Source organism: Citricoccus sp. NPDC055426 (genome assembly GCF_040677445.1).
Classification (GTDB): domain Bacteria; phylum Actinomycetota; class Actinomycetes; order Actinomycetales; family Micrococcaceae; genus Citricoccus.
On record NZ_JBFARZ010000007.1, the window covers coordinates 128264 to 149778 of the forward strand.

21 protein-coding genes are annotated in these 21515 nt (G+C 68.7%); 18 read left to right on the plus strand and 3 right to left on the minus strand.

All coding sequences use genetic code 11. The annotated features are described in order from the left end of the window. Positions 1-242 precede the first annotated feature (242 nt). The 11 genes from AB0K08_RS11505 (at position 243) to AB0K08_RS11555 (ending at position 10989) form a co-directional block, all read left to right on the plus strand. A complete protein-coding gene (locus tag AB0K08_RS11505; protein WP_363354524.1) occupies positions 243-812 on the plus strand; it encodes a Rieske 2Fe-2S domain-containing protein in 570 nt (189 codons plus the stop codon). 2 nt (positions 813-814) lie between these two features. Beyond that, positions 815-1963: an amidohydrolase family protein gene (locus AB0K08_RS11510; RefSeq protein ID WP_363354634.1), complete on the plus strand. Its 1149-nt coding sequence runs from the start codon at positions 815-817 to the stop codon at positions 1961-1963. Next, positions 1960-3045: an amidohydrolase family protein gene (locus tag AB0K08_RS11515; RefSeq protein ID WP_363354526.1), complete on the plus strand. Its 1086-nt coding sequence runs from the start codon at positions 1960-1962 to the stop codon at positions 3043-3045. The genes AB0K08_RS11510 and AB0K08_RS11515 overlap by 4 nt, the downstream gene beginning before the upstream one ends. A 15-nt stretch (positions 3046-3060) precedes the next feature. Further along, positions 3061-3873 carry an IclR family transcriptional regulator gene (locus AB0K08_RS11520; protein WP_363354528.1) on the plus strand — a complete coding sequence of 271 codons (813 nt, stop codon included), beginning with the start codon at positions 3061-3063 and terminating at the stop codon, positions 3871-3873. Positions 3874-4053: 180 nt separating this feature from the next. Next, on the plus strand, positions 4054-5169 hold the full coding sequence (locus tag AB0K08_RS11525) for an ABC transporter substrate-binding protein (RefSeq protein ID WP_363354530.1): 1116 nt from the start codon (positions 4054-4056) through the stop codon (positions 5167-5169). Positions 5170-5238: 69 nt separating this feature from the next. Beyond that, entirely contained in the window at positions 5239-6537 is a 1299-nt protein-coding gene (locus tag AB0K08_RS11530) for an FAD-dependent oxidoreductase (protein ID WP_363354532.1), read from the plus strand. 27 nt (positions 6538-6564) lie between these two features. Continuing rightward, positions 6565-7845: an aconitase X catalytic domain-containing protein gene (locus AB0K08_RS11535; protein ID WP_363354534.1), complete on the plus strand. Its 1281-nt coding sequence runs from the start codon at positions 6565-6567 to the stop codon at positions 7843-7845. Then, entirely contained in the window at positions 7842-8285 is a 444-nt protein-coding gene (locus AB0K08_RS11540; RefSeq protein WP_363354536.1) for a DUF126 domain-containing protein, read from the plus strand. Before AB0K08_RS11535 ends, AB0K08_RS11540 begins: the two co-directional genes overlap by 4 nt. A gap of 4 nt (positions 8286-8289) precedes the next feature. After that, positions 8290-9168, plus strand: coding sequence for an ABC transporter ATP-binding protein (locus AB0K08_RS11545; RefSeq protein ID WP_363354538.1), 879 nt, complete (start codon positions 8290-8292; stop codon positions 9166-9168). 3 nt (positions 9169-9171) lie between these two features. After that, complete coding sequence (locus tag AB0K08_RS11550) at positions 9172-9966, plus strand: ABC transporter permease (RefSeq protein ID WP_363354540.1); 795 nt, start codon at positions 9172-9174, stop codon at positions 9964-9966. 18 nt (positions 9967-9984) lie between these two features. Further along, positions 9985-10989, plus strand: a complete 1005-nt coding sequence (locus tag AB0K08_RS11555) for a PDR/VanB family oxidoreductase (RefSeq protein WP_363354542.1) — start codon at positions 9985-9987, stop codon at positions 10987-10989. Between the two features lie 30 nt (positions 10990-11019). On the opposite strand, the gene AB0K08_RS11560 is transcribed toward AB0K08_RS11555, so the two are convergent. Next, positions 11020-11982, minus strand: a complete 963-nt coding sequence (locus AB0K08_RS11560) for a LysR family transcriptional regulator (RefSeq protein WP_363354544.1) — start codon at positions 11980-11982, stop codon at positions 11020-11022. Between the two features lie 77 nt (positions 11983-12059). Here AB0K08_RS11560 and AB0K08_RS11565 point away from each other — a divergent pair, with 77 nt between their 5' ends. From AB0K08_RS11565 to AB0K08_RS11580, 4 genes are all read left to right on the plus strand, one after another. Further along, entirely contained in the window at positions 12060-13052 is a 993-nt protein-coding gene (locus tag AB0K08_RS11565) for a D-glycerate dehydrogenase (RefSeq protein WP_363354546.1), read from the plus strand. Between the two features lie 4 nt (positions 13053-13056). Further along, positions 13057-14193 carry a glycerate kinase gene (locus AB0K08_RS11570; protein WP_363354548.1) on the plus strand — a complete coding sequence of 379 codons (1137 nt, stop codon included), beginning with the start codon at positions 13057-13059 and terminating at the stop codon, positions 14191-14193. Next, positions 14190-14660, plus strand: coding sequence for a DUF664 domain-containing protein (locus AB0K08_RS11575; RefSeq protein WP_363354550.1), 471 nt, complete (start codon positions 14190-14192; stop codon positions 14658-14660). Before AB0K08_RS11570 ends, AB0K08_RS11575 begins: the two co-directional genes overlap by 4 nt. Positions 14661-14866: 206 nt before the next feature. Beyond that, positions 14867-16480, plus strand: coding sequence for an S-layer homology domain-containing protein (locus AB0K08_RS11580; RefSeq protein ID WP_363354552.1), 1614 nt, complete (start codon positions 14867-14869; stop codon positions 16478-16480). Between the two features lie 80 nt (positions 16481-16560). On the opposite strand, the gene AB0K08_RS11585 is transcribed toward AB0K08_RS11580, so the two are convergent. Continuing rightward, on the minus strand, positions 16561-17508 hold the full coding sequence (locus tag AB0K08_RS11585; protein WP_363354554.1) for a LysR family transcriptional regulator: 948 nt from the start codon (positions 17506-17508) through the stop codon (positions 16561-16563). Between the two features lie 209 nt (positions 17509-17717). Between AB0K08_RS11585 and AB0K08_RS11590 the strand changes: the two genes are divergently transcribed. The 3 genes from AB0K08_RS11590 (at position 17718) to AB0K08_RS11600 (ending at position 20812) form a co-directional block, all read left to right on the plus strand. After that, complete coding sequence (locus AB0K08_RS11590) at positions 17718-18905, plus strand: MFS transporter (protein WP_363354556.1); 1188 nt, start codon at positions 17718-17720, stop codon at positions 18903-18905. Continuing rightward, positions 18902-19798, plus strand: a complete 897-nt coding sequence (locus AB0K08_RS11595) for an MBL fold metallo-hydrolase (protein ID WP_363354558.1) — start codon at positions 18902-18904, stop codon at positions 19796-19798. Before AB0K08_RS11590 ends, AB0K08_RS11595 begins: the two co-directional genes overlap by 4 nt. 90 nt (positions 19799-19888) lie before the next feature. Then, positions 19889-20812, plus strand: coding sequence for a fumarylacetoacetate hydrolase family protein (locus tag AB0K08_RS11600; RefSeq protein ID WP_363354560.1), 924 nt, complete (start codon positions 19889-19891; stop codon positions 20810-20812). A gap of 44 nt (positions 20813-20856) precedes the next feature. Here the strand turns inward: AB0K08_RS11600 and tsaE are convergent, their stop codons facing one another. Further along, complete coding sequence (gene tsaE / locus AB0K08_RS11605; protein WP_363354636.1) at positions 20857-21474, minus strand: tRNA (adenosine(37)-N6)-threonylcarbamoyltransferase complex ATPase subunit type 1 TsaE; 618 nt, start codon at positions 21472-21474, stop codon at positions 20857-20859. Between the last annotated feature and the right edge of the window lie 41 nt (positions 21475-21515).

Below are 21515 nucleotides of genomic sequence, written 5' to 3' on the forward strand. Positions count from 1 at the left end.
CAGGCGAGCGACCGACACGGCCGGGACACCAATCATTAGCACCACTGATTGATCATATTGAACTTAGTCATTAGACAGATGCGGAGAGCCAGCTCACACTGGACACATGCGCTCCAGCGTCAGCTGACTGCGGCACCTCGCAGCCCACCGGCCGCCCCATAGGCCGTCCGATATGCCGTCCCTCGACGGCTCGACGGCCCCGCCGCAGCCGGGCGCTCCCCTGTGGAAGGACCTCATCACCGATGAAGATAGTTGTTGGCCGTGCCTCCGAGTTCGCCCCCGGTGAGAAACGCATCATCGAGGCCGGCAACCGGTCCATCGGCGTCTACCGGATCGGCGACGCGTTCTACGCCCTTGCCAATTCCTGTCCACACCAGGGCGGCCCGCTCTGCCTCGGCCGCACCAAGTCTTGGGCGTACTCGGCGGCGCCCGGAGAGGCCTCACTCGACGAGGAGGCCACCTTCGTCGCCTGCCCGTGGCACGGCTGGGAGTACGAGCTCTCCACCGGCCAGTCCTTCCTCGGTCCCGGCGAGCCACCGGCCCGCGGCTACGGCGTGAGCGTGACGCCCGGCAGCGACCTGGACGAACCCGCCACGGGCCTCCCGGATGCCGCGGCCGGCCGGCGCACGCCGGGCCCCTACGTCGCCGACACCTTCGACGTCCAGGTGGACGAGGACTACGTGGTGATCGACACCAGCCCGCGCGCCCGGCCGAAGATCCCCGCGAGTGCACCAGCCAGCGCACCAGCCAGCGCACCAGCCTCCACACCAGCCACCGCCCCCGCCCCCACCTCAGGAGTGAGCGCCCCGTGACCATGACCAGCGATCCGTCCACAACCACAGCCCCGAACCCGTCCGCCCAGACAGCCCCAGCCCCGGCCTCAACCCCGGCCATGGCCCATGTGGACGGTGACATCCACCCCACCCTCATGCGGCACCAGATCGCCGAACGGATGCAGGACCCGGTGCACCGGGAGCAGTGGCTGCGGCACGGCCACCGCGTCCCCTCCCCTCCGGAGATGACCCCGCGGGTGCGCAACGGCGGCCAGCGGCTCGACGCCCGGCCCGAGGAGGGCCCTCCGGGCAGCTCCCTGGCGATGATGCAGGACCAACTGCTGGACCAGTACGGCATCAACCACGGCATCCTCATCCCCCTGCAGGCCGCCACCCTGGGCGTCGGTGAACCCGGGTTCACCGCGGACCTGTGCCGGGCCATGAACGAGGGGGTCAAGGAGCTCTTCCTCGACTCCGAACCGCGGCTGCACTCCAGCATCTGCGTCTCGCACGAGGCTCCCGAGCTGGCGGCCCAAGAGATCCGGCGGTGCGCCGATGACCCCCGGTTCGTCCAGGTCCTGCTGCCATCCAACGCCCTGCACCCCCTGGGCGAACCGCGGTACTGGCCCATCTACGCGGCCGCCGTGGAGGCCGGCCTGCCCGTGGGCGTCCACGTGGGCGGGCTGCCGCACATGGGGGCGGGCTGGCCCTCCTTCTACCTCGAGGAGCACGTGACCACCGGCAACACCATGGTGGCCCTGGCCATGAACATGATCCTCGAGGGCGTGTTCGAGCAGTTCCCCACCCTGCAGGTCGTCCTGATCGAGGGCGGCATCACCTGGGCGGCCCCGCTGATGTGGTCCATGGACTCCGCTTACTCGGTGCTGCGCCGGGACTACCCGAAGCTGCGCCGACTGCCCTCGGAGTACTTCCGCGAGCACTACTGGTTCACCACGCAGCCGATCGAGGAGTCCAAGGATCCCAAGGACGTGGCGGAGCTCTACGAGATGACCGGGATGACGGACCGGATCATCTTCTCCTCCGACTACCCGCACTGGGACTTCGACTCCCCCGCGCTGGCCCTGCAGCACCTGCCGGCCGACCTCCAGCGGATGATCCTGCACGAGAACGGGGAGCGCTTCTACCGATTCAACGACCAGAAGCAGCAGACCCAGGAGGCCACCCGATGACCACCATCAGTGACACCGCCGGTACCCACGCCCCGGGCGCGGCCGTGGACACCCAGACCGTGGACGTGGACGTCCACGTGGCGCCGGCCTCCGTCCAGGACCTGGCCCCCTACCTGAGCGCCTACTGGAACGAGTACTTCGCCGACGCCGAGACGGACCTGTCCCCCACCGCGGGCGCGTCCTACCCCGAAGGCTTCGCCACCTCGGGCGGCCCGCTGCCCCAGCGACTTCAGACGCTGCGCAGCGACTACCTGGACGTCGCCCGGCCGGCCACCGCCATCCTCAACTGCGTCAGCTCCTTCGGCGCCAACCGCAACCCCTACTGCCAGGTCGCGGTCACGAGCGCCATCAACGACTGGATGGCGCAGGAGTGGCTGGCCCAGGACAGCCGGCTGCGCGGCAGCATCGTCGTGCCCTCGGTGGACATCAAGGCCGCCGTCGCGGAGATCGACAGGGTCGGCGCGGACGAGAGGTTCGTCCAGGTGCTCCTGCCCGTCCGCGGCCACGACGCCCGCTACGGCCACGTCCGGTTCCGGGAGGTCTTCGAGGCGGCGGACCGCCACGGGCTCGTGGTGGGCCTGCACGCCTGGGGCCGGCGCGGCAGCGCCCCGGTCAGCGCCGGCTTCACCAACACCTACATCGACGACTACCTGCTCAACTCGCAGGTGTTGGTGCAGGAACAGCTCGTCAGCCTGGTCACCGAGGGGGTCTTCGACCAGTTCCCCCGGCTGCACGTCGCACTGCTGGAGTGCGGGTTCAGCTGGCTGCCCGCGCTGATGATGCGGTTCCAGAAGGACTGGAAGGCGATCTGGCGCGAGGTGCCGTGGATGAAGCACGAGCCCGCCCACTACCTGCTGGAGAATGTGCGGGCCTCCACCGAGCCCGTCCAGCTGCCCTCGGACCCGGTGCACGTCCGGCAGATCCTGGACCAGATCGGCGCCGGGGACCTGCTGATGTTCGCCTCGGACTTCCCGCACGACCACGGCGGCGAGCGCGATCGCCTGCTGAATGCGCTGACGGACGAGGAGCGGTCCGCCGTGCTGCACGGCAACGCCCGGGACTTCTACCGGCTGGACTCCTAGGCCACGGTGAGACCCATGACGCAGGTCGCCGGCCCAGCAGTCCAACACCCTGAGGTGCGGGAGCTGGTCCCGCGCTCGGTGGTGGAGCGCGCCCTACGCATCCTCGGTTCCTTCGACAACCAGCACGCCCAGCAGACCATCTCGGAGATCAGCCGCCGGACGGGGCTGCCGCTGACCACCAGCCACCGGATCGTGGCCGAGCTGACGGACAGCGGCGCCCTGGAGCGGAAGGCCAACGGCGAGTACCACGTGGGGCTGCGGCTCTGGGAGATCGCCTCCCACGCGCCCCGCTCCGTGGGGCTGCAGCGCGTCGCCTTGCCGTTCATGCAGGACCTCTCGGAGACCACCCACTTCCCCGTGCATCTGAGCATCCGTGAGCAGGAGGAGGCGGTCTTCGTGGAGCGGCTGGTGCCCGTCGGCGCGGCGGACGAGCCCCCGCGCATCGGCGCCCGGTACCCGCTACACGTGACGGCGGTGGGCATGGCCATGCTGGCTTTCGCGCCGCCGGAGGTGCAGGAGTCCGTGCTCGCCAGGCCGTTGCAGCGGTTCACCCCATATACGGAGACCGACCCGGACCGTGTCCGGCAGCTGTTGGCCCAGGTCCGCCACGAGGGCCTGGCTGTCGGCGACCGGCAGATCAACGTCCGCTACGTGGCCGTCGCCGTGCCGATCTTCGCTCCCGACGGCTCGGCGCGCGCCGCCCTGTCCCTGATCATCCCGCACGAGCAATCCGACCGGAAACCGCTGGGCTACATGCTGCAGGCAGCCTCCCGGGCCATCTCCCGGGGCCTGCGCAACGGTGGTTACCTGATCCCGGTGCCGGACTAGGGGAATCCCACGCCCGACGCCGGCCCCTCGCCTGTAGGTGCCTCGCGCCCGGCGTCGGCCCTCGCCACTCAGAGGCCTTCTTCCGATATTCGGAAAGTGACCTGTATCACGCAAGCCGCTGATGGGATCGTCGAGGTCATCGCAGCACCCCCACACCCAGCTCCACGTCAAGGAGACATCATGTTGAATCGCCTCACTCGCGCAGTCCAAACCACCGCAGCTCCCCACAGCGACCGGATCAACCGGCGCGGCCGCCCGCTGGCCGCCCTGGCGGTGGCCGCCCTTGGCACCAGTCTGTTGGCCGGCTGCGGGGCGGGAGCCGGTGCGGAGACCGGTTCCGAGGAGGCCACCGGCGACTCGGCCGCCTCCGGCGAACTGCAGGAGATCACCTTCCTCAGCTACCTGCCCATGGAGACCCTGTCCATGGTCCCGGAGATGATGGCAGTCTCCGGCGGGTACTTCGAGAAGCACGGACTGGACGTGGAGATCCAGGAGGTCAAGGGATCCCCCCAGGCCATGCAGCTGCTGCTCTCCGGCGCCGGAGACATCACGCGGATCGATGCCCTCGATACCTACAACGCCGTCGGCGCGGAGGACATGCCCCTGAGGAACGTCGGCACGCTGACCCGCAATCCGTCCATCAAGCTCCTGCACTCCTCCGAGGCCCCGCTGGAGAGCCCAGAGGACTTCGTCGGCAAGACCATCGGCGTGCCCTCGGAGGGCGGGAGCAGCAGCAAGACCGTCTCCCTGATGTTGCAGAACGCGGGAATCGACCCCTCCGAGGTGGAGCAGCAGGTCGTCGGCCTGACGCCTGCCACGTTCCAGTTGGTCCAGAACGGGACCCTGGCCGGCTACATGGTCAGCCATGACAGCGCGCTCATCGCTCAGACGCAGAACGACGACGCTCTGATCTATGACTTCAGCGATGCCCTCACGGCCGGAGCCCAGGTCTACGTCACCACCCCGGAGTCCATTGAGGACGAACCCGAGAAGCTCAAGAAGTACCTGGCCGCCATCAAGGAGGCCACGGCGGCCATCGTCGCCGACGAGGACCTCACCGACACGATCGAGACCCTGCGCAGTGAATACGACTTCGCCACGCTCATGGACGACGACATCGCCCGGGCAGGCCTGGAGGAGCAGCGCCGGCAGTGGACCAATGGTGGCGAGTCGCCTCTGCTGACCACGGACGAGGCCGAATGGCAGGCCGGTTACGAGGAACTGGTCGCGGCAGGAGATGTTCCGGACGGCCTGGACTCAGCGGAGTGGGTGGACAACAGCCTGCTGCCCGAGTGACCGTCGCGGGACGACCCCGCCCGTCACCCCACCCACGCCGCCCGACCCGTCAGACCACCAGGAGAACCCTTGCCGCACAAACTCACCGAACTGAGGATACACACCGTCACCAAGGACCGCATGCCGGCCCCCGAGCAGCTCGAGGCGGACGTCTGCGTCGTCGGCGCCGGGATCGCCGGGATATCCGCCGCGGTGGCCTCGGCGAAGCTGGGCCGATCGGTCGTCCTGGTGGATGCGCTGCCCGTCCTCGGTGGCCAGTGCGTCAACTCGTTGATCGGGCTCTTCTGCGGCATCTACGGCATCGGTCCGGACTACCGGCAGCTCACCCACGGGATCTTCGAGCGCATGTTCGAGGATCTCTCACGCACCGGGGACATCGCCTTCAACCGCTCGCACACCATGACGGTCAGCTATGACGAGGTCGTGCTCGGGCGGTGGATGGAGAACCTGGTCTCCGAGCTGGGCATCACCGTGGTCCTGGGGGCTTCCGTCCACCGGGTCGAGCAGCAGGACGGTACGGTCTCCGCGGCCACCTTTGCCACCCGCCACGGCGACGTCCGCGTGGCCGCAGCCGGCTTCGTAGACGCCACTGGGGACGCCGCCCTGACCTGGGAGGCCGGGCTGCCGTGCCGGGTGCCCGAACGCACCGTGTGGGGTTCCCAGCAGGTCCGCCTGGCGAACCTGAACGAGCAGCAGGCGCCCACCCGGGAGGAACTGGTGGCCCGGGTGGAGGAGAAGGCCGAGCAGTACGGACTGGTGCGCCGGGACGGCCTGGCCTTCTTCTTCCCCGGCCGGAACACGGCGGTCATGAACATGACGCACATCGAGGCGCCGCTGGAGGCGGTGGCCGCGGCCCGGGCCCAGCTCGAGGGCCGCGCCCAGGCAGACCGCGTGGTGGACTTCATGCGCAAGGAGTTCCCGGCCGCGTTCGGTCAGGCGAAGGTCCGTGCCTACGGCTTTCCGGGGCGCCGGCAGACCCGCTGGATCGCGGCCGAGCACCAGCTGACGCTCGATGAGGTCCGCACCGGGCACGCCTTCGAGGATGCGGTGGCACGCACGGCTTGGCCTGTCGAACTGCACGACCGGGTGACCGGCTACGTGTGGGAGACCTTCGAATCCGACCACGTGCACTACGTCCCGCTACGCAGCCTGATCCCGAAGGGCGCCCGCAACCTGGTGGCCGCCGGGCGCTGCGTGGACGGGGATGCCGCGGCGCTGTCCAGCGTGCGGGTCATGGGTCCCTGCGCCGCCATGGGCGAGGGCGCGGCCCACGCCCTGGACCTGGCGGCCCAGACGCGGACGGGCAGCGTTCAGGACATCAACCACAGCGACCTGCGGGAGCGGGTGTACGCGAATGTGGCGTCATGAGAATCCACAGGAGAACGGAGGTCACCGGTGAGACTCACTGATGAGGAGAAGTCCATGCTGGACGGCACCCAGGGGCCGGCCGTCGCCGCCGCGATGGACCTGTTGGTCCGCTACGGTGAGGGACTCGGCGCGGAGCGGCTGTGCGACACCCGCAACGTGGCCGGGACCATGACACAGCCATCCCCGGTCAAGGAGCGGCTGGTCCGGGAGGGCGGCTGGAACAAGTCCTTCTCGGTGATCAACCTGGACTGCGACGAGGACATCGAGATCCCCCCGATGCGGGTGCCCACCTGCCAGCTCCAGCACGGCTTCGGCAAGGACGCGGTCAACATCACGCCGTATTCGCCGCACCTGGCCGAGCTGCAGGAGGAGGGTGAGGCCTTCGTCACGGATCTCGGGGTCAACGTCCTGGCCACCTGCACGCCGTACCAGGTGGGCAACCTGCCCACCCGGGACGAGCACTGCGCCTGGATGGAGTCCTCCGCCGTGGTGTACTGCAACTCCGTGCTCGGCGCACGCACCAACTGCGAGGGCACCGCCTCCACCGGCGCAGCCTCCCTGACCGGCAAGATCCCCTACTGGGGCAACCACCTGCCCCAGAACCGCTACGGCACCCACCACATCGAGGCGCAGGCGCCCGTGCGGGGTTTCCAGGACTGGGGCATGTTCGGATACTTCGTCGGCGATGCGGTCCAGGAGAACCGCCCCGTGATCACCGGTCAATGGGCACCCCCGCAGGATGAGGACCTCAAGCACTTCGGCGCCGCCACCGCCTCCTCAGGCGGGGTGGAGATCTACCACGTCCCGGGCCTCACCCCGGAGGCACCCACCCTGGAGGCGGCCTTCGGCGGGGCCCGGGCACCGGAACCGATCGTCTACGGCGAGCGCGAACGCCGGCTCATGTACGAGACGCTGAACAACCAGGGCTCCTCCACCGAGGTGGACTTCATCCTGCTGGGCTGCCCGCACGCCTCCCTGGACCAGGTGGCCCGCGCGGCCCGCGCCCTTGAGGGGCGCACCCTCCACGGGGACACCGAGCTGTGGATCATGACACCCCGGGCCCTGCGCACTGAGGCCGACCGTCTGGGGTACACGCAGGCCATCCAGCGGGCCGGCGGCAAGGTGCTGACCGATTCCTGTCCGGCGATGTCCAAGGTGGCCCCGGAGGGCACCCGCGTCTTCGCGACGGACTCGGCCAAACAGGCGCACTACCTGCCCGCCATCCTCGGGATCGAGGCGTGGTTCGGGACCCTCGAGGAATGCGTGGACGCCGCAGTCACAGGCCGGTGGAGAGGAGAACTGGCATGAGCATCCAGATCACCGGCCGGGGCATCGTGCCCGGCACCACCGAGGGCGAGGCCCTTGTCTCCCACGAGACGATCTCCGGCTGGGGCGGCATCGACCCGGCCCGCGGGGTGATCATCGAGTCCCGGCATGAGTTGTTCGACGTCTGCTTCACGGACAAGGTCCTGGTCTTCCCGGGCGCGAAGGGGTCCTCCGGCTGGTCCGGGTTCTTCCAGAGCACCCGGCTGATGGGCACCGCCCCACGGGCCATGATCTTCAGCGCCATGACCACCAAGGCCGTCCTGGGTGCCGTCGTCACCCGGGTCCCCACCATCTCCGAACTCGACCGGGACCCACTGGAGCTCATCCAGACCGGTGACTGGGTCGCCGTCGATGCCGACCGGGGCCTCATCACAGTCACCCCGAAAAAGGCGACAACAGAAGGAATCTCTCAAGGTGCGTGAAGACATGACAGTGACCGACAGACTCTCAAGCCAGCCCGCCACCGAGGTGACGGGCCCCTCCACCGTACCGGCCGCCGTCGGGCCCTCCGGGCCACCGGCAGGCTCGGCCGAGATCGAGATCATCGGCGTCAGCAAGGACTACGTCACCAAGCGGGCCACCACCCATGCCCTCTCGGACATCAACCTGAGTATCCGCAAGCGAGAGTTCGTGTCCCTGATCGGCCGCTCCGGTTGCGGCAAGACCACGCTGCTGCGGGTGATGGCCGGCCTGGTCAGCCCGACCTCCGGCGAGGTCAAGATCGGCGGGAAGTCCCTCTGGAAGGGCAACACGGTCGATTCCTCCGTGGTGAGCCAGCTGGGTGTCGTCTTCCAGGACGCCAACCTCTTCCCCTGGTACAACATCCTGGACAACATCTCGTTGCCGCAGCGGCTCCGCGGGGTGTCCAAGGCCAAGCGCCATGAACGGGCCCGGGAGCTGGCCGAGCTCGTGGGGCTCGGCGGCTTCGAGTCGTCGTACCCGCGCGAGCTGTCCGGCGGCATGCGCCAACGCGCGGCCATCGCCAGGGCGCTGAGCTGCAGCCCGGAACTGTTGCTGATGGATGAGCCCTTCGGAGCCCTGGACGCCATGACCCGCGAGCGGATGAACCTCGAGATCCAGCGGATCGCGCTGGCCACCGAGGCCACCGTCGTCTTCGTCACCCACGACATCGCCGAGGCCGCGTTCCTCGGCGATCGGGTGGTCCACCTGACGCCGCGCCCCGGCCGGATCCAGGACATCACCACGGTGGACATTGAACGTCCCCGCCAGATCGAAGTCCAAACCGGACGCGAGTTCGCCCGCGTCGTGGCCGGGCTCCGCACCGCACTCGACGCAGAGGAATAGACCATGACCCGCGAAAGACTGTTCAAGATCCTGCCGTGGATCAGCACCCCTGCACTGCTGTTCATCCTCTTCGCCGTCTGGGAGGTCTCCGTCCGGGTGCTGGAGGTTTCGGAGCTGGTGCTGCCCCCGCCGTCCCAGATCCTGCAGACCTTCATGGTGATGATCCAGGAGCCCGGCACCTGGGAGCACATCTGGGTGACCGTCCGGGAGATCTCCGTCGGGTTCGCCGCCGGAGTCATCATCGGCTGCATCGTCGGGGTGATCCTTGGCAAGTTCCCGATCATCGAGGTCACCGTCCGGCCACTGATCATCGCCATCGAGGTCATCCCGAAGGTCGCCCTGATCCCGCTGTTCGTCATCTGGTTCGGATTCGGCATGACCTCCAAGGTCATCATCGCCGCCGTCCTGGCCTTCTTCCCGGTCATGCTCAACGTCCTGTTGGGCGTCCGCTCGGTCGATGCGGGCCAGCGTGACGTCATGCGCAGCCTCAATGCCAGCAAGTGGCACACCTTCGTCCATCTGGAGCTGAAGAGCACCATGCCCAACGTGTTCGCCGGCATGGAATCGGCCATCGTGCTGGCCGTGATCGGCGCGATCGTGGGCGAGTACCTTGGCGGCAACGAGGGGCTGGGCTACCTCGTGGTGCGGACCCTGAACGAGCTGAATGCTCCGGGCTTGTTCGCCGTGATCATCATGCTCGCCATCCTGGGCCTGACCATGTACTTCATCGTCACGTCCTTCAAACGGGTGTTCATCCCGTGGCACGAGTCCGTCTACGGGCAGAAGAACCTGGGCTGAACCATGAGCCAGGACACCATGAACCGAGACACCGTGAACCCACAAGCCATCAACCAGGCCCCCACGGGCATCGAACTGCTGGACCTCCAGGTAACCGCCAAGGAGGCCATCGCGGACGGCGTCATCAGTATCACCCTCACCCATCCCCTGGGCGAGGCGCTGCCGGCGTGGACCCCGGGCTCGCACGTGGACGTCCACGTGACCGGGGACGACGGGGCGGAGCTGGTCCGTCAGTACTCGCTGTGCTCGGACCCGGCCAACCGCTCCGAATACCGTCTGGGCATCCTCCGCGAGCCGGCCAGCCGCGGCGGCAGCAGCTACCTCCATGACCGGCTCCAGTTGGGCCAGCGGCTGAGGGTCTCCGCCCCGCGGAACCACTTCGAGCTGCGCGAGGCCCCGCGGTACATCTTCATCGCCGGCGGGATCGGGATCACCCCGATCATCCCGCTGCTGGAGCAGGCTGAGCGCAACGGTGCCGAGTGGGCCCTGCACTATGGGGGTCGCACGCGCACGGCCATGGCGTTCGCCGACGAGTTCGACCGCTACGGGGACCGGATCAGCCTGGTCCCGCAGGACGTGCACGGGCTCATCGACCTGCCGGGGATCCTGGCCACCCCGGACCCGGAGACCCTCATCTACTGCTGCGGGCCGGGGCCGCTGATGGACGCCACCGAGGCCCTGACCTCCGCCTGGCCGGCCACCGCCCTGCACATGGAACGCTTCGTGAACGACGTGGACGCGAACCAGTCCGGCGACCAACCCTTCCAGGTCGAGCTGTCCCTGACGGGGAAGACCCTCACGGTCGAACCGGGGGTCTCGATCCTGCAGGCCGTCAACGCGGTGGGCGCCAACGTGCCGCACTCCTGCCAGGAGGGCACCTGCGGCACCTGCGAGACCATCGTGCTGGCGGGCGAGCCGGATCACCGGGACGCGGTGCTCAGCGATCAGGAGCGGGAGGAGAACGAGGTCATGATGGTGTGCGTCTCGCGGTGCAAGACCCCGTGCCTGGTCCTCGAGCTCTGAATGCAGAGCAGAAGAGGCCCGACGGCGGCCCTACCCTCCCGCGGTCCCCGCTGCCTCCCGCAGGCGCTGGGACACCTCCGGGTCCAGCCCGGAGTCGGCGACCAGGTCCAGGAAGTGGCGCGAGGGTGGGGAGCTCTGCCGGGCGGCCCGGAAGATGCAGCTCACCGAATACCCGATGCCCTCCTCCAGCTCCAGGATGGTGAAATCCTCCTGGCCGGCCGGCGGGCTGACGAAGCGCAGGCCGGCGGTGGAGACCAGCGCCGCCCCGAGCCCGCTGGCGGCGTACCGGGCCAGCTGGCCGGTGTTGAAGACCTCGATGGCGCTGGTCCGCTCGATCCCGGCCCGTTGCCAGGCCCCGTCCACGATGCTGCGCAGCCGGGTCTCGGGGGCCGAGTCGAGGATGGGGCCGGTGGCCGCCAGGTCCGCGAGCGTGGTGCTGGGCCGGCCCGCCAGGGGGTGCCCCGGGTGGCACACCACCACCAGTTGCTCGGTGGCCAGCCGGACGCCGTGCAGGCCGTTCGGCAGGCCCAGGGTGGCGTCATGGGAGACGAAGGCCACGTCCAGCTCGAAGTTCGCCACGCCCGCCGCCAGCTCCTTCAGCGCGGTGTGCCGGTCCCCGATCACCAGCCGCACCCCCGGGTAGGTCTCGTGGTAGCGGGCGAACAGCTGCACCAGGTCCAGGGCCGCGTGCGCGCCCTGAGACAGGCCGACCCTGAGGGTGCCCTTGACCTCCTGCCCGAAGGTCCCGACCTCCTGCTCGATGGACTGGGCCATCCGGGTGAGGTCCTCGGCCCTGGTGCGCAGCAGCTGGCCGGCCTCAGTGAGCACGACCCGCTTCGAGGTCCGTTCGAAGAGGCGGACGCCCAGTTGGGCCTCCAGCTTGGCGATCTGCTGGCTCACGGCAGACTGGACCACGTACAGCTCCGCGGCGGCCCGGGTGAAGCTCAGCGTGCGGGCGAGGACCAGGAAGTACTCCAGCTGCCGGAATTCCATGCCCACGTCCCCCTTTCGTTCATCACGATGACTGATGGTCATAATCCTACCGATCCCTCTGGCGCATGAAAGGCACTATGAGCACTCCGACGTTCCTGGTCACCACGCCCCTGCCCGCGCCGGGGATGCAGATCCTGGCCGAGGCCGGCCGGGTGGTGAGCCCGGCTGCGCCACTGAGCCGGGAGGAGCTGCACCGGGAATGCTCCTCCGGCCGCGTGGACGTGCTCGTCTCCCAGCTGGTGGACCCCGTGGACGCCGACCTGCTGGCGGCGGCGACCCTGACGGGCGTCTCCAACTACGCCGCCGGCTACAACAACATCGACGTTCCGGCGGCCACCGCACGATCGATCATGGTGGCCAACACCCCGGACATCCTCACCCGCGCCACCGCCGACCTCACGCTGCTGCTGATCCTGGGCACCGCCCGCCGGGTGGTGGAATCGGATCAGTTCCTGCGCTCCGGGGCCTTCACCGGCTGGCAGCCGGACCTGCTGCTCGGCCACGACGTCTCCGGGCGGACCCTGGGCCTGGCCGGCTTCGGGCGCATCGGCCGGGCGGTCGCGCAACGGGCCCTGGCCTTCGACATGACGGTCAGGTTCTGCCCCCGCCCACCCACAGGCCGTCCGGTGGACCCCGCGGAGTACGCCGGCCTGGCCGGGGACATCGCCCCCGCCGGCTGGGACGAGGTGGTCTCCTCCAGCGACTTCCTCTCCCTGCACGTGCCCCTGACCGTACAGACCCGCCACCTGGTGGACGAGGACGTGCTGCGGCGGATGAAGGACTCGGCGATCCTGGTCAACACCGCCCGTGGACCCGTGGTGGATGAGGCCGCCCTGGTGCGCGCCCTGGTGGCCGGGGACATCGCCGGGGCCGGACTGGATGTCTACGAGCACGAGCCGGCCCTCTCCCCGGGCCTGGCCGAGCTATCCAACACGGTACTGCTGCCCCACCTGGGCAGTGCCACCGAGGCGGTCCGGGCGGACATGGCCCGGGTCTGCGCTCACAACGCCGTGGCCATGGCCCGCGGTCAGCTCCCGGCGCACCCGGTCAACCCGGATGCCTGGGCGTAGTGCGGTGAGGGTCCTCATCAGCCCGGACAAGTTCAAGGGCACCCTCACCGCGGCCCAGGCCGCGGCCGCCATGGCCGAGGGAGTGCGGCGGGCGCATCCCCACGCGGACATCGCCCTGTTGCCCATCGCCGATGGTGGCGACGGCACCCTCGAGGCGGCCCTCGCTGCCGGATTCACCGAGCAGCGCACCCGGGTGAACGGCCCGAGGGGAGCTGAGGTGGAGGCCCGGTGGGCCCTGCGGGGCGGCACGGCCGTGATCGAGACGGCGGCGGCCTCCGGCCTGCTGCTGACCACACCGAGCGTCGAGTCCGCCCTGTACTCCCACTCCTACGGCTCCGGGCAGCTCATCGCCGCGGCCCTGGACGCGCGCGCCACGCAGATCGTGATCGGTCTCGGCGGCTCCGCGATGACCGACGGCGGCGCCGGCGCCCTGCAGGCCCTGGGCCTGGCGCTCTACTCCGGAGACGGCACCCCGCTCCGCCCCGGAATCGATGTGCTGTCCGAGGCCGCCCGCCTCGAGGTGGGCCGTCTGGATCCCCGACTGGCCGGCGTCGCCCTCCGGATCGCCACCGACGTGGACAACCACCTCTACGGCCCCGACGGCGCGGCCTGCGTCTTCGGACCGCAGAAGGGTGCCGACGCCGCCGCCGTCCGCCGGCTCGATGAGGCCCTGAGGCACTGGGCGGCTGTGCTGTCCTCGACCTCCGGGCGGGACGTGAACGTGGCCGGTGCCGGCGCCGCGGGAGGTTTCGCGGCCGGCTTCCTGGCCTTCACCGGCGCCCGGCTGGAACGCGGCTTCGACCTGGTGGCGGACCTGGTGGGGTTCGACGCGGCCCTGGCCGAGGCCGAGCTGCTGGTCACCGGAGAGGGGCGGGTGGACGCCGGCTCGGCCCACGGCAAGGCACCCCTGGCCGCGGCCGGGCGGGCCCGGGACCGGGGCGTGCCGGTCGCGCTCGTGGCCGGGGACATCACCGTGCCGCGGGAACAATTGACCCAGTACGGCATCGTCGCGGCGGCCAGCCTGATGGACCTCGCCGCGGACACCGAGGACGCCTTCGCCCGGGCGGCGGATTACGTCACCCGGGCCACCCAGCGGGCCCTCGAGGCGATCCAGGCGGCCCGGGGCGGAGGACCAGCATGATCGGTCGGGAGGAGTACCAGCACTTCTGCGACGCCGCCCTGGACTCGATGGCACGCATCGTCGAGGACCTCGGGGACGAGCGGGCCAACCGGCACCCCGCGCTGGACGGGGCGAACTCACCCTTCGCCCTACTCACTCATTGCCACGGCGTGGTGACCTTCTGGGTGGGCCACGTGATCCTGGGCCGTGCGGCGCACCGGGACCGGGACGCCGAGTTCGCCGCCCGCGGACCGGTGGAGCCGCTGCTGCATGCGGTCCGCGAAGTGCAACGGCAGTTCGCCGCGGACCTGCTGGAGGTGGAGCCGGCTTCCCCGGTGCGGAAGTCGCCCCCGGCGACTGTTCGGCCGATGACCCAGGGCTTCGTCCTCCAGCACGTCCACACGGAGCTGGCCCAGCACCTGGGCCAGATGGAGGTCATCCGGGACCTCATCCTGGCCGCGGAGTCCGGCACCACCACCGGCAACTGAGTCGCACGAATTGCCCGAGTTCCCCCGGATCCGCCGTCAATTCGTGAGACTCAGATGGCCGGTCCGCGGCGGTACGTCACCCCCGGCTGGGCCACCCGCCGGTGAACAGCCGACAGGATCGGCGGCGCGTGTCAAGATGATGGTCCCCGGTCCAGCGGGGCGTTCGGCATCCCCCTGTCGTCACTCGCAGAAAGCAGTGCCCCGCCATGCCGTCTCATCCCGATTCCCCGCTGTGGCGCCGCCCTCGCGCCCTCGTCCGCACCCTGGCCTCCACCGCTGTCGCCCTCGTCGTGGCCGTCTCCCTTCCCGCGGCAGCCCTCGCCGCCGCTCCCGCCGGTAACCACCGGGGGCCGGAGGTCTCCATCAGCTCGGATCCGTACCCGATCACGCTCGTCCCCGGTACCGCGGGCAAGGACCGCGGCCCGGACTCCGGACCGGATGCCGGACCGGACAAGACGCCCGGCACCGATGACGCGGGCAGCTCTCCGACCGCCAGCAGTCCCTGTCTGGTGGACTTCAGCGACGTCGCCCCGCGCCACACCTTCTACCTCGCGGTCACGTGGCTGGCCTGCGCGGGCCTGACCAACGGCTACTCGGACGGCTCCTTCGGAGTCGGCAAGGACATCAACCGCGGCGAGGCCATCACCCTCCTGTACCGGATGTCCGGCGACAGCCACCAGGCCGGCGCCAGCATCGACTACCCGGACGTCCAGCCCAGCCACTTCGCCTTCACCGCCGTCTCCTGGGCCCGGGAAAAGGGCATCACCCAGGGCTACTCAGACGGCACCTTCGGGGTCGGCCAGGACATCAACCGCGGCGAGCTGGCCACGTTCATGCTCCGGGCCGCCGGGATCGATGACTACACGCCCCCGGCCACCAGCCCTTACTCGGACATGCAGGACCAGAGGCACCGGTACTTCTTCGGGCCGGCGGCCTGGCTCCAGCAGACCGGCATGATCACCGGCTACGCGGACGGTTCCTTCCGCCCCGGCCGGCCGATCACCCGTGGCGAGTCCGCGAAGTTCCTCTACGCCCTGCAGACCTATCAGAACGGTGGGACGCCCCCGGCTCAGCCGGTCACCCCGCCCAAGCCCTATGTGCCCCCGGTGAAGCCCACCGCGGTCTATTTGAAGGTCACCACGTCGATCTACCAGTCCAACAGCTTTGAGTCCCGCAAGCTGAAGACCCTGCCCGCCCAGGCCGCGCTCACCAAGGTCTCCGCCCAGGGAGCCATGACGAAGGTGACGTCCGGGACCACCACGGGCTGGGTGAACTCCGACTTCCTGACCGCCGGCCAACCGGGCACCACGGCCAAGCGCTACCCGAAACCGAAGACCTACCTCCAGCACGCCAACAACAACATGGCGAAGTGGTGCTGGGACGTCCCGCTCTCCACGATCGCCGGTTACGGCGGCGGCTTCGCGAGCTACCGGCTGAGCCTGGTCGGTGACAACGATGATGCGCTGGACGTCCAGGAGGCCATCGAGCTCGGTGACCTGTATGCGGCCAACAGCGGTCCCAGCGTGGCGACCCAGCTCCACGAGTGCGGCCACATCCTGCAGTTCCGCGCCTACAAGTACGACTACGAGGCCCTGGTGAACGGCATGGATACGGCGTACCCGAACAACGGCAGCGGCATCCCCACCAGCGAATACCACAGCGGGGTCGAGCACATGGCGGACTGCATCGCCGACGCGATGGGCGCACAACGGACCGGCATGCTCGACCCGTACACCACGTACTACTCTGGCTACGGCGGGAAGTGCACCTCAGCCCACCTCGCCAAGGCCCGCACCATCATCGCCGGCAAGCGTCCGTAGGGAGGGAAGCCTCTGACGCTTCGCCCTTCGCCACCACCCACGAGTTCCTGGTCGATGGCGGCATGGCCGAGCTCGTCGCGTCACGGCTTGCGGTGGAGCTTTCGCGGCGTCGGCCCACTCGGCGTGCGTGACAGCATCGGCACCGTACGTTCGAGTGCGCCTCGCAGCCACTCGATCGCCGGGTCGTCTTCGTCGCGTGGATGCCAGTAGACGTGCTCGGCCATCGGAATCGACATGCCGTCGGGCAATTCGAAGGTGGACAGCGCCAGCGTTCGTGAAGCTTTCGCCGCGAGCATCCGAGGAACAAGTGCCACCATCTGAGTGCCGGCCACCAGCAGCGGAAGGGTCGCGAGGCCGAAGAGTCGAGCACTGACGGCGTTGTCGATCCCAGCTCTGCGGAGCAGATCCTGAATAGCGTCCTGGTCCGGATCGTTGAGGTAGGCCACTGCGTGCGGCAGCGTGGCGAGGTCATCGATGGAAGGGCAGCTGCCTGCCAGGACCTCGTTGTCCGGCGATGCGATGAGCACGAAGTCATCGGTGAAGAGCTCGCTCGATCTCCCGGGGATGCCGAAGCCTTCTGGGCCGACAATGAGGTCAAGTGAGGCGAACGCACCGAGTGTCCCGTCACGGGAAGGCTGGGGCGCAAAGTCGATGGATGTGCCCGGCGCCTCCTGGGCGAACGTCTCGAGGAGAGGACCGGCGAGGATCGCCGTCATGTAGTCGGTCGAGGCGATCACGAATCGGCGTTCACTCTGCAACGGGTCGAAGGTCAGCTTGCGGTCGATGACCGGCTTGAGTTGCGTCATCGCGTGCACCACGGCAGGCAGAAGGTCTCGTGCGAAGGGCGTGAGCTGCATCGTGCGACCTGCCCGGACGAGCAGCTCGTCGTCATAGTGCCGCCGAAGTCGCGACAACGCAGCCGACGTCGCCGGTTGGCTCAGGTGTAGTCGGCTGGCAGCGCGAGTCACGCTGCGCTCGTCCAGCAGTACGTGAAGCGGAAGCAGCAGGTTGAAGTCGAACCGCGCCATGATCCCTCCCATATCTGTCTCATGGATATGCGCCATTTCAATTTAGCGCTTGTACGAATATTAGTCTGATGTGACGATCATCTCGTGCCTTGCCTCAAGCAATGCGATTTCAATGAAGAAGGAAAGCGAGATCGATCATGACTATGGTCACTGAGACGCCCCGGCGGCCGATTCCCACAGGAGAGATCCGACGGGGATGGCCCGCGCTCTTGTTCTCGACCATCGGCGCCGGCGTCGGATTCAGTTCCCTCGGGTACATCCTTGGCACGCTCGTGGTGCCACTCCAGGATGAATTCGGGTGGGGCCGCGGCCAGATCAACCTCGCCAGCCTCGTCAGTTCGCTCGGGCTCGCCTTCGCGTTGCCGTTCGTCGGCAAACTGCTGGACCGATTCGGGGTCAAGCGGGTGACCCTGGTCTCGGTCCCCTTGCTCGTCATGACACTCGCGATGCTGGGCCTGTTCACGTCGAGTCTTGCAGTGTTCCTGACGCTCTACGCGGTCGCGGGCCTGCTCGGGGCCGGCACCTCGGCCGTCACGTACTCCAAGGCGATCGTTGAGAAATTCGACACTCGTCGCGGCATCGCGCTCGGCATCATGGCCGCAGGCCTTGGCTCAGCAGGTCTGCTGCTTCCGCCGCTCATGGGCATCGTCATCGCCGACTCCGGCTGGCGGGGTGCCTATCTGGTGATGGCAGCCCTGGCGGCGCTGCCCTTCGTGCTCGTCTTCTTCGCGCGGCTCAACTCACCATCGGCCCCTGCCGCCCAACCCCTCGAGCCCCTCGAATCCCCCGAATCCCTCGACGCGGCGGTCACCAAGCCGGCACACATTCGCCACGCGATGCAGCGTCGCGAGTTCTGGATACTGTGCGCCGCGTTCTTCCTGCTCGGCTGGGCCCTGCTCACGATGGTGCCGCACTTCGTGCCCCTGCTCATCGATTCCGGGGTCGCTCCGGTGCAGGCGGCCTTGCTGTCCTCACTCATCGGCGTCGGGACCGTGATCGCCCGTCCGGTCATCGGCTGGCTCTTCGACCGCTTCTATGCCACCCATGTTGCCGTGCCCATGTTCATCGCCGCGGCGATCGGCTGTCTCCTGCTGCTCTGGGGAGGCCCCGCATTGGCCCCCGTGACAGCGCTGCTGATCGGCATCGGCTTCGGTGCGGAGATCGATCTCATGAGCTACCTGAGTTCGCGATACTTCAACCGTCGGGCCTTCGCCTCGCTGTACAGCTTCGTCTACAGCGTCTTCATGATCGGCAGCGCGCTGGGTCCGGTCGTCGCTGGATTCCTCTTCGACGCTCAGGGGAGCTATTCGAGCCCGTTGGTGATCGCCGCCTCCATGATGGCTATCGCCGCCGTCCTCCTGCTCACGTTGCCGAAGTTCACGAAGGTGGAACTATGACCAACCAGCCGATGCTGCAGCAGCTTGCCAAGGACGTATGGGCCTACATCCAGCCCGACGGCGGCTGGATGATCAACAACATGGGGCTCATCGCACGCCCCGACGGCCTGACGAGCGTTGACGTCACCTCCACCGAGCGACGTACCCGCGACTACCTCGACGCAGTCGATCGGACCGTGGGTGGACGTGTTCACCGCGTCGTGCTGACGCACGCGCATCCGGACCACTGCAACGGCGCCTCACTGCTGCCCGAGGCGGAGATCATCGCCCACCGGAGTGTGGCCGATGAGCTTCGCGCACCGCATGCCCTGGCGCCTCATATCTTCACGCCGTTCACCCAGGGCGCGGCCGAGCCCCGGCTCCCGACCATCGTCTTCGACGATTCCCTCACCATCGCTCCCGGCGACCGCCCCATCAAAGTCCGGCATCCTGGCATGACAGCGCACACCTCCGGCGATGCCTTCGTGTGGCTGCCGACGGAGCGTGTGCTGTTCACCGGTGACCTCGTCTTCAACGGCGGCACTCCGTTTGCGCTGTCCGGCTCACTGCGTGGCTGGATGCACGTGCTCGACGAACTCGCCGCACTCGATCCCCTCACCGTCGTACCGGGCCACGGGCCGGTCGGCGGACCGGAACTGTTCGAGCCGGTGCATTCCTATCTCTCGTTCGTCATCGAGGCAGCAGCAGATGCCAACGAGCGCGGACTCAGCCCCTTGGAAGCAGCCCGTGGCCTCGATCTCGGTCCGTTCGCGAACTGGCCTGAGCGAGAGCGCATCGTCGGCAATCTGCACCGCGCACTCGCTGAGCTGCGCGGCACGGAGGTCGACATGCCGAGTGCGTGGCAGGACATGTACGAGTACAACGACGGTGCATCCCTCGACTGCCACGCCTGACCCATCCGGCCCCTGAACCAAGAGTGAAATGAGAACAACGTGAGACTAGCCCGATGGACGCATCACGACGGAGCCCACGGCGAGGGCTTCGTGATCGAGGACGCAGTGGTGCCGTTCCCAGACGGTGCGACCGTCACCTCAGTGCTTGAGTCGGGGATCGACGGGGCGCGGATCCTGCTCGACCGCGTGCTCCATGAACCTCGAACCCCGCTGAGCCAGGTCCAACTCCTGGCCCCGCTGCAGCCGAGCACGGTTCGCGATTTCGTGGCCTTCGAAGAGCATGTCGAGGGCGTGAGCGCGGGCGTCGAGGGCAAGGGCGACGTGGCAGCCGAGTGGTATCAGGCACCCACGTTCTACTTCACCAATCCCCATACGATGTCGGGAACGGACGCCGTCATCAGGCCTCCGGTCTCCGACCGGCTCGATTTCGAGCTCGAGCTGGCGGCCGTCATCGGCGGCGGCCCGGGGGCACCCGAATCCAACCTCGATGTCGATCAGAGCGCGTCAGTCATCTTCGGGTATTGCATCATGAACGACTGGTCAGCGCGCGATCTGCAGGCCCGTGAGATGCAGGTGCGGTTGGGCCCCGCGAAGGGTAAGGACTTCGGAATGACGTTGGGGCCATGGATCGTGACCGCCGACGAACTCACCCAGTACCTCGACGAGGATGGATTCCTCGCCGTGCGAGCGGAGGCCTACGTCAACGGCGATCTGGTCGGTGAGGACTTGGTGTCGAATATGGGGTGGCCCTTTCCCGAACTGGTGGCCTACGCCTCCCGCAACTCGCGGGTGGTCACCGGTGACGTCCTCGGTTCGGGCACGGTGGGCAATGGCGGCTGCCTCGGAGAGCTCTGGGGTCGAAACGGCGGGCTCACACCGCCGCCACTGCAGCCTGGCGACTCAGTGCGCCTCGTGATCGAAGGCGTCGGAGAGATTGAGAACACCGTGGGCGATCCGGTTCCGGCTCCCCCGATTCCGGCTGCCCGCCCACGCACGCGACAGCGCTGGAGGTAGGGCTGCAGCCGCGGTCAGGGAATGGTGGACGGCGACCCCAGTGTTCAGTCATCTGCGGGGGCCACCCCGGAGACATCGACGCCATCCCAGCGCGGCCCGTAGGCCAGCAGGACGGCGGTGCGCACCTCGTCCGCTCCGGTGCCGTCCTCGTCGGAGAAGTCGGTGATGAAGGGCACGACGCCGGCCCCGGGCTCGGCCGGTCCGCCCGCCTCGGCCGGTGCGGACCCCACAGACCCCACGGCACGGACCAGTTCCAGGTCCAGCCAGGAGGCGTCCGGGTCGTCGGGGAAGCCGGCCAGAGCCTCGGCCAGTCCCCTCCCCCACTCGACCACGGTCACGGAGCGGTCCACGGTGGCGTCCAGGTCCAGGTCCATCAGCTCCCCGGCGGAGCCCAGCCGGTAGGCGTCCACGTGCACCAGATCCGGACCGGCGCCGCCATCGTCGGCGTCGCCCTCGTCCCGCACCGAGGGGTGGATCCGGGACAGCACGAAGGTCGGGGAGATGATGCCCTCGCGCACGCCCAGCCCGGCTCCGAGTCCCTGGGTGAAGGTGGTCTTGCCGGCCCCTAGCTCCCCGGTCAGGATCAGGACGTCGCCGGCCCGCAGCACCGCGGCCAGCTCTGCGGCCCATGCCTGGGTGGCTTCGGTGCCGTCCAGGGTCACCTCCACACGCCACACCGGCTCCGGCAGTCGCCCGGCGGCCC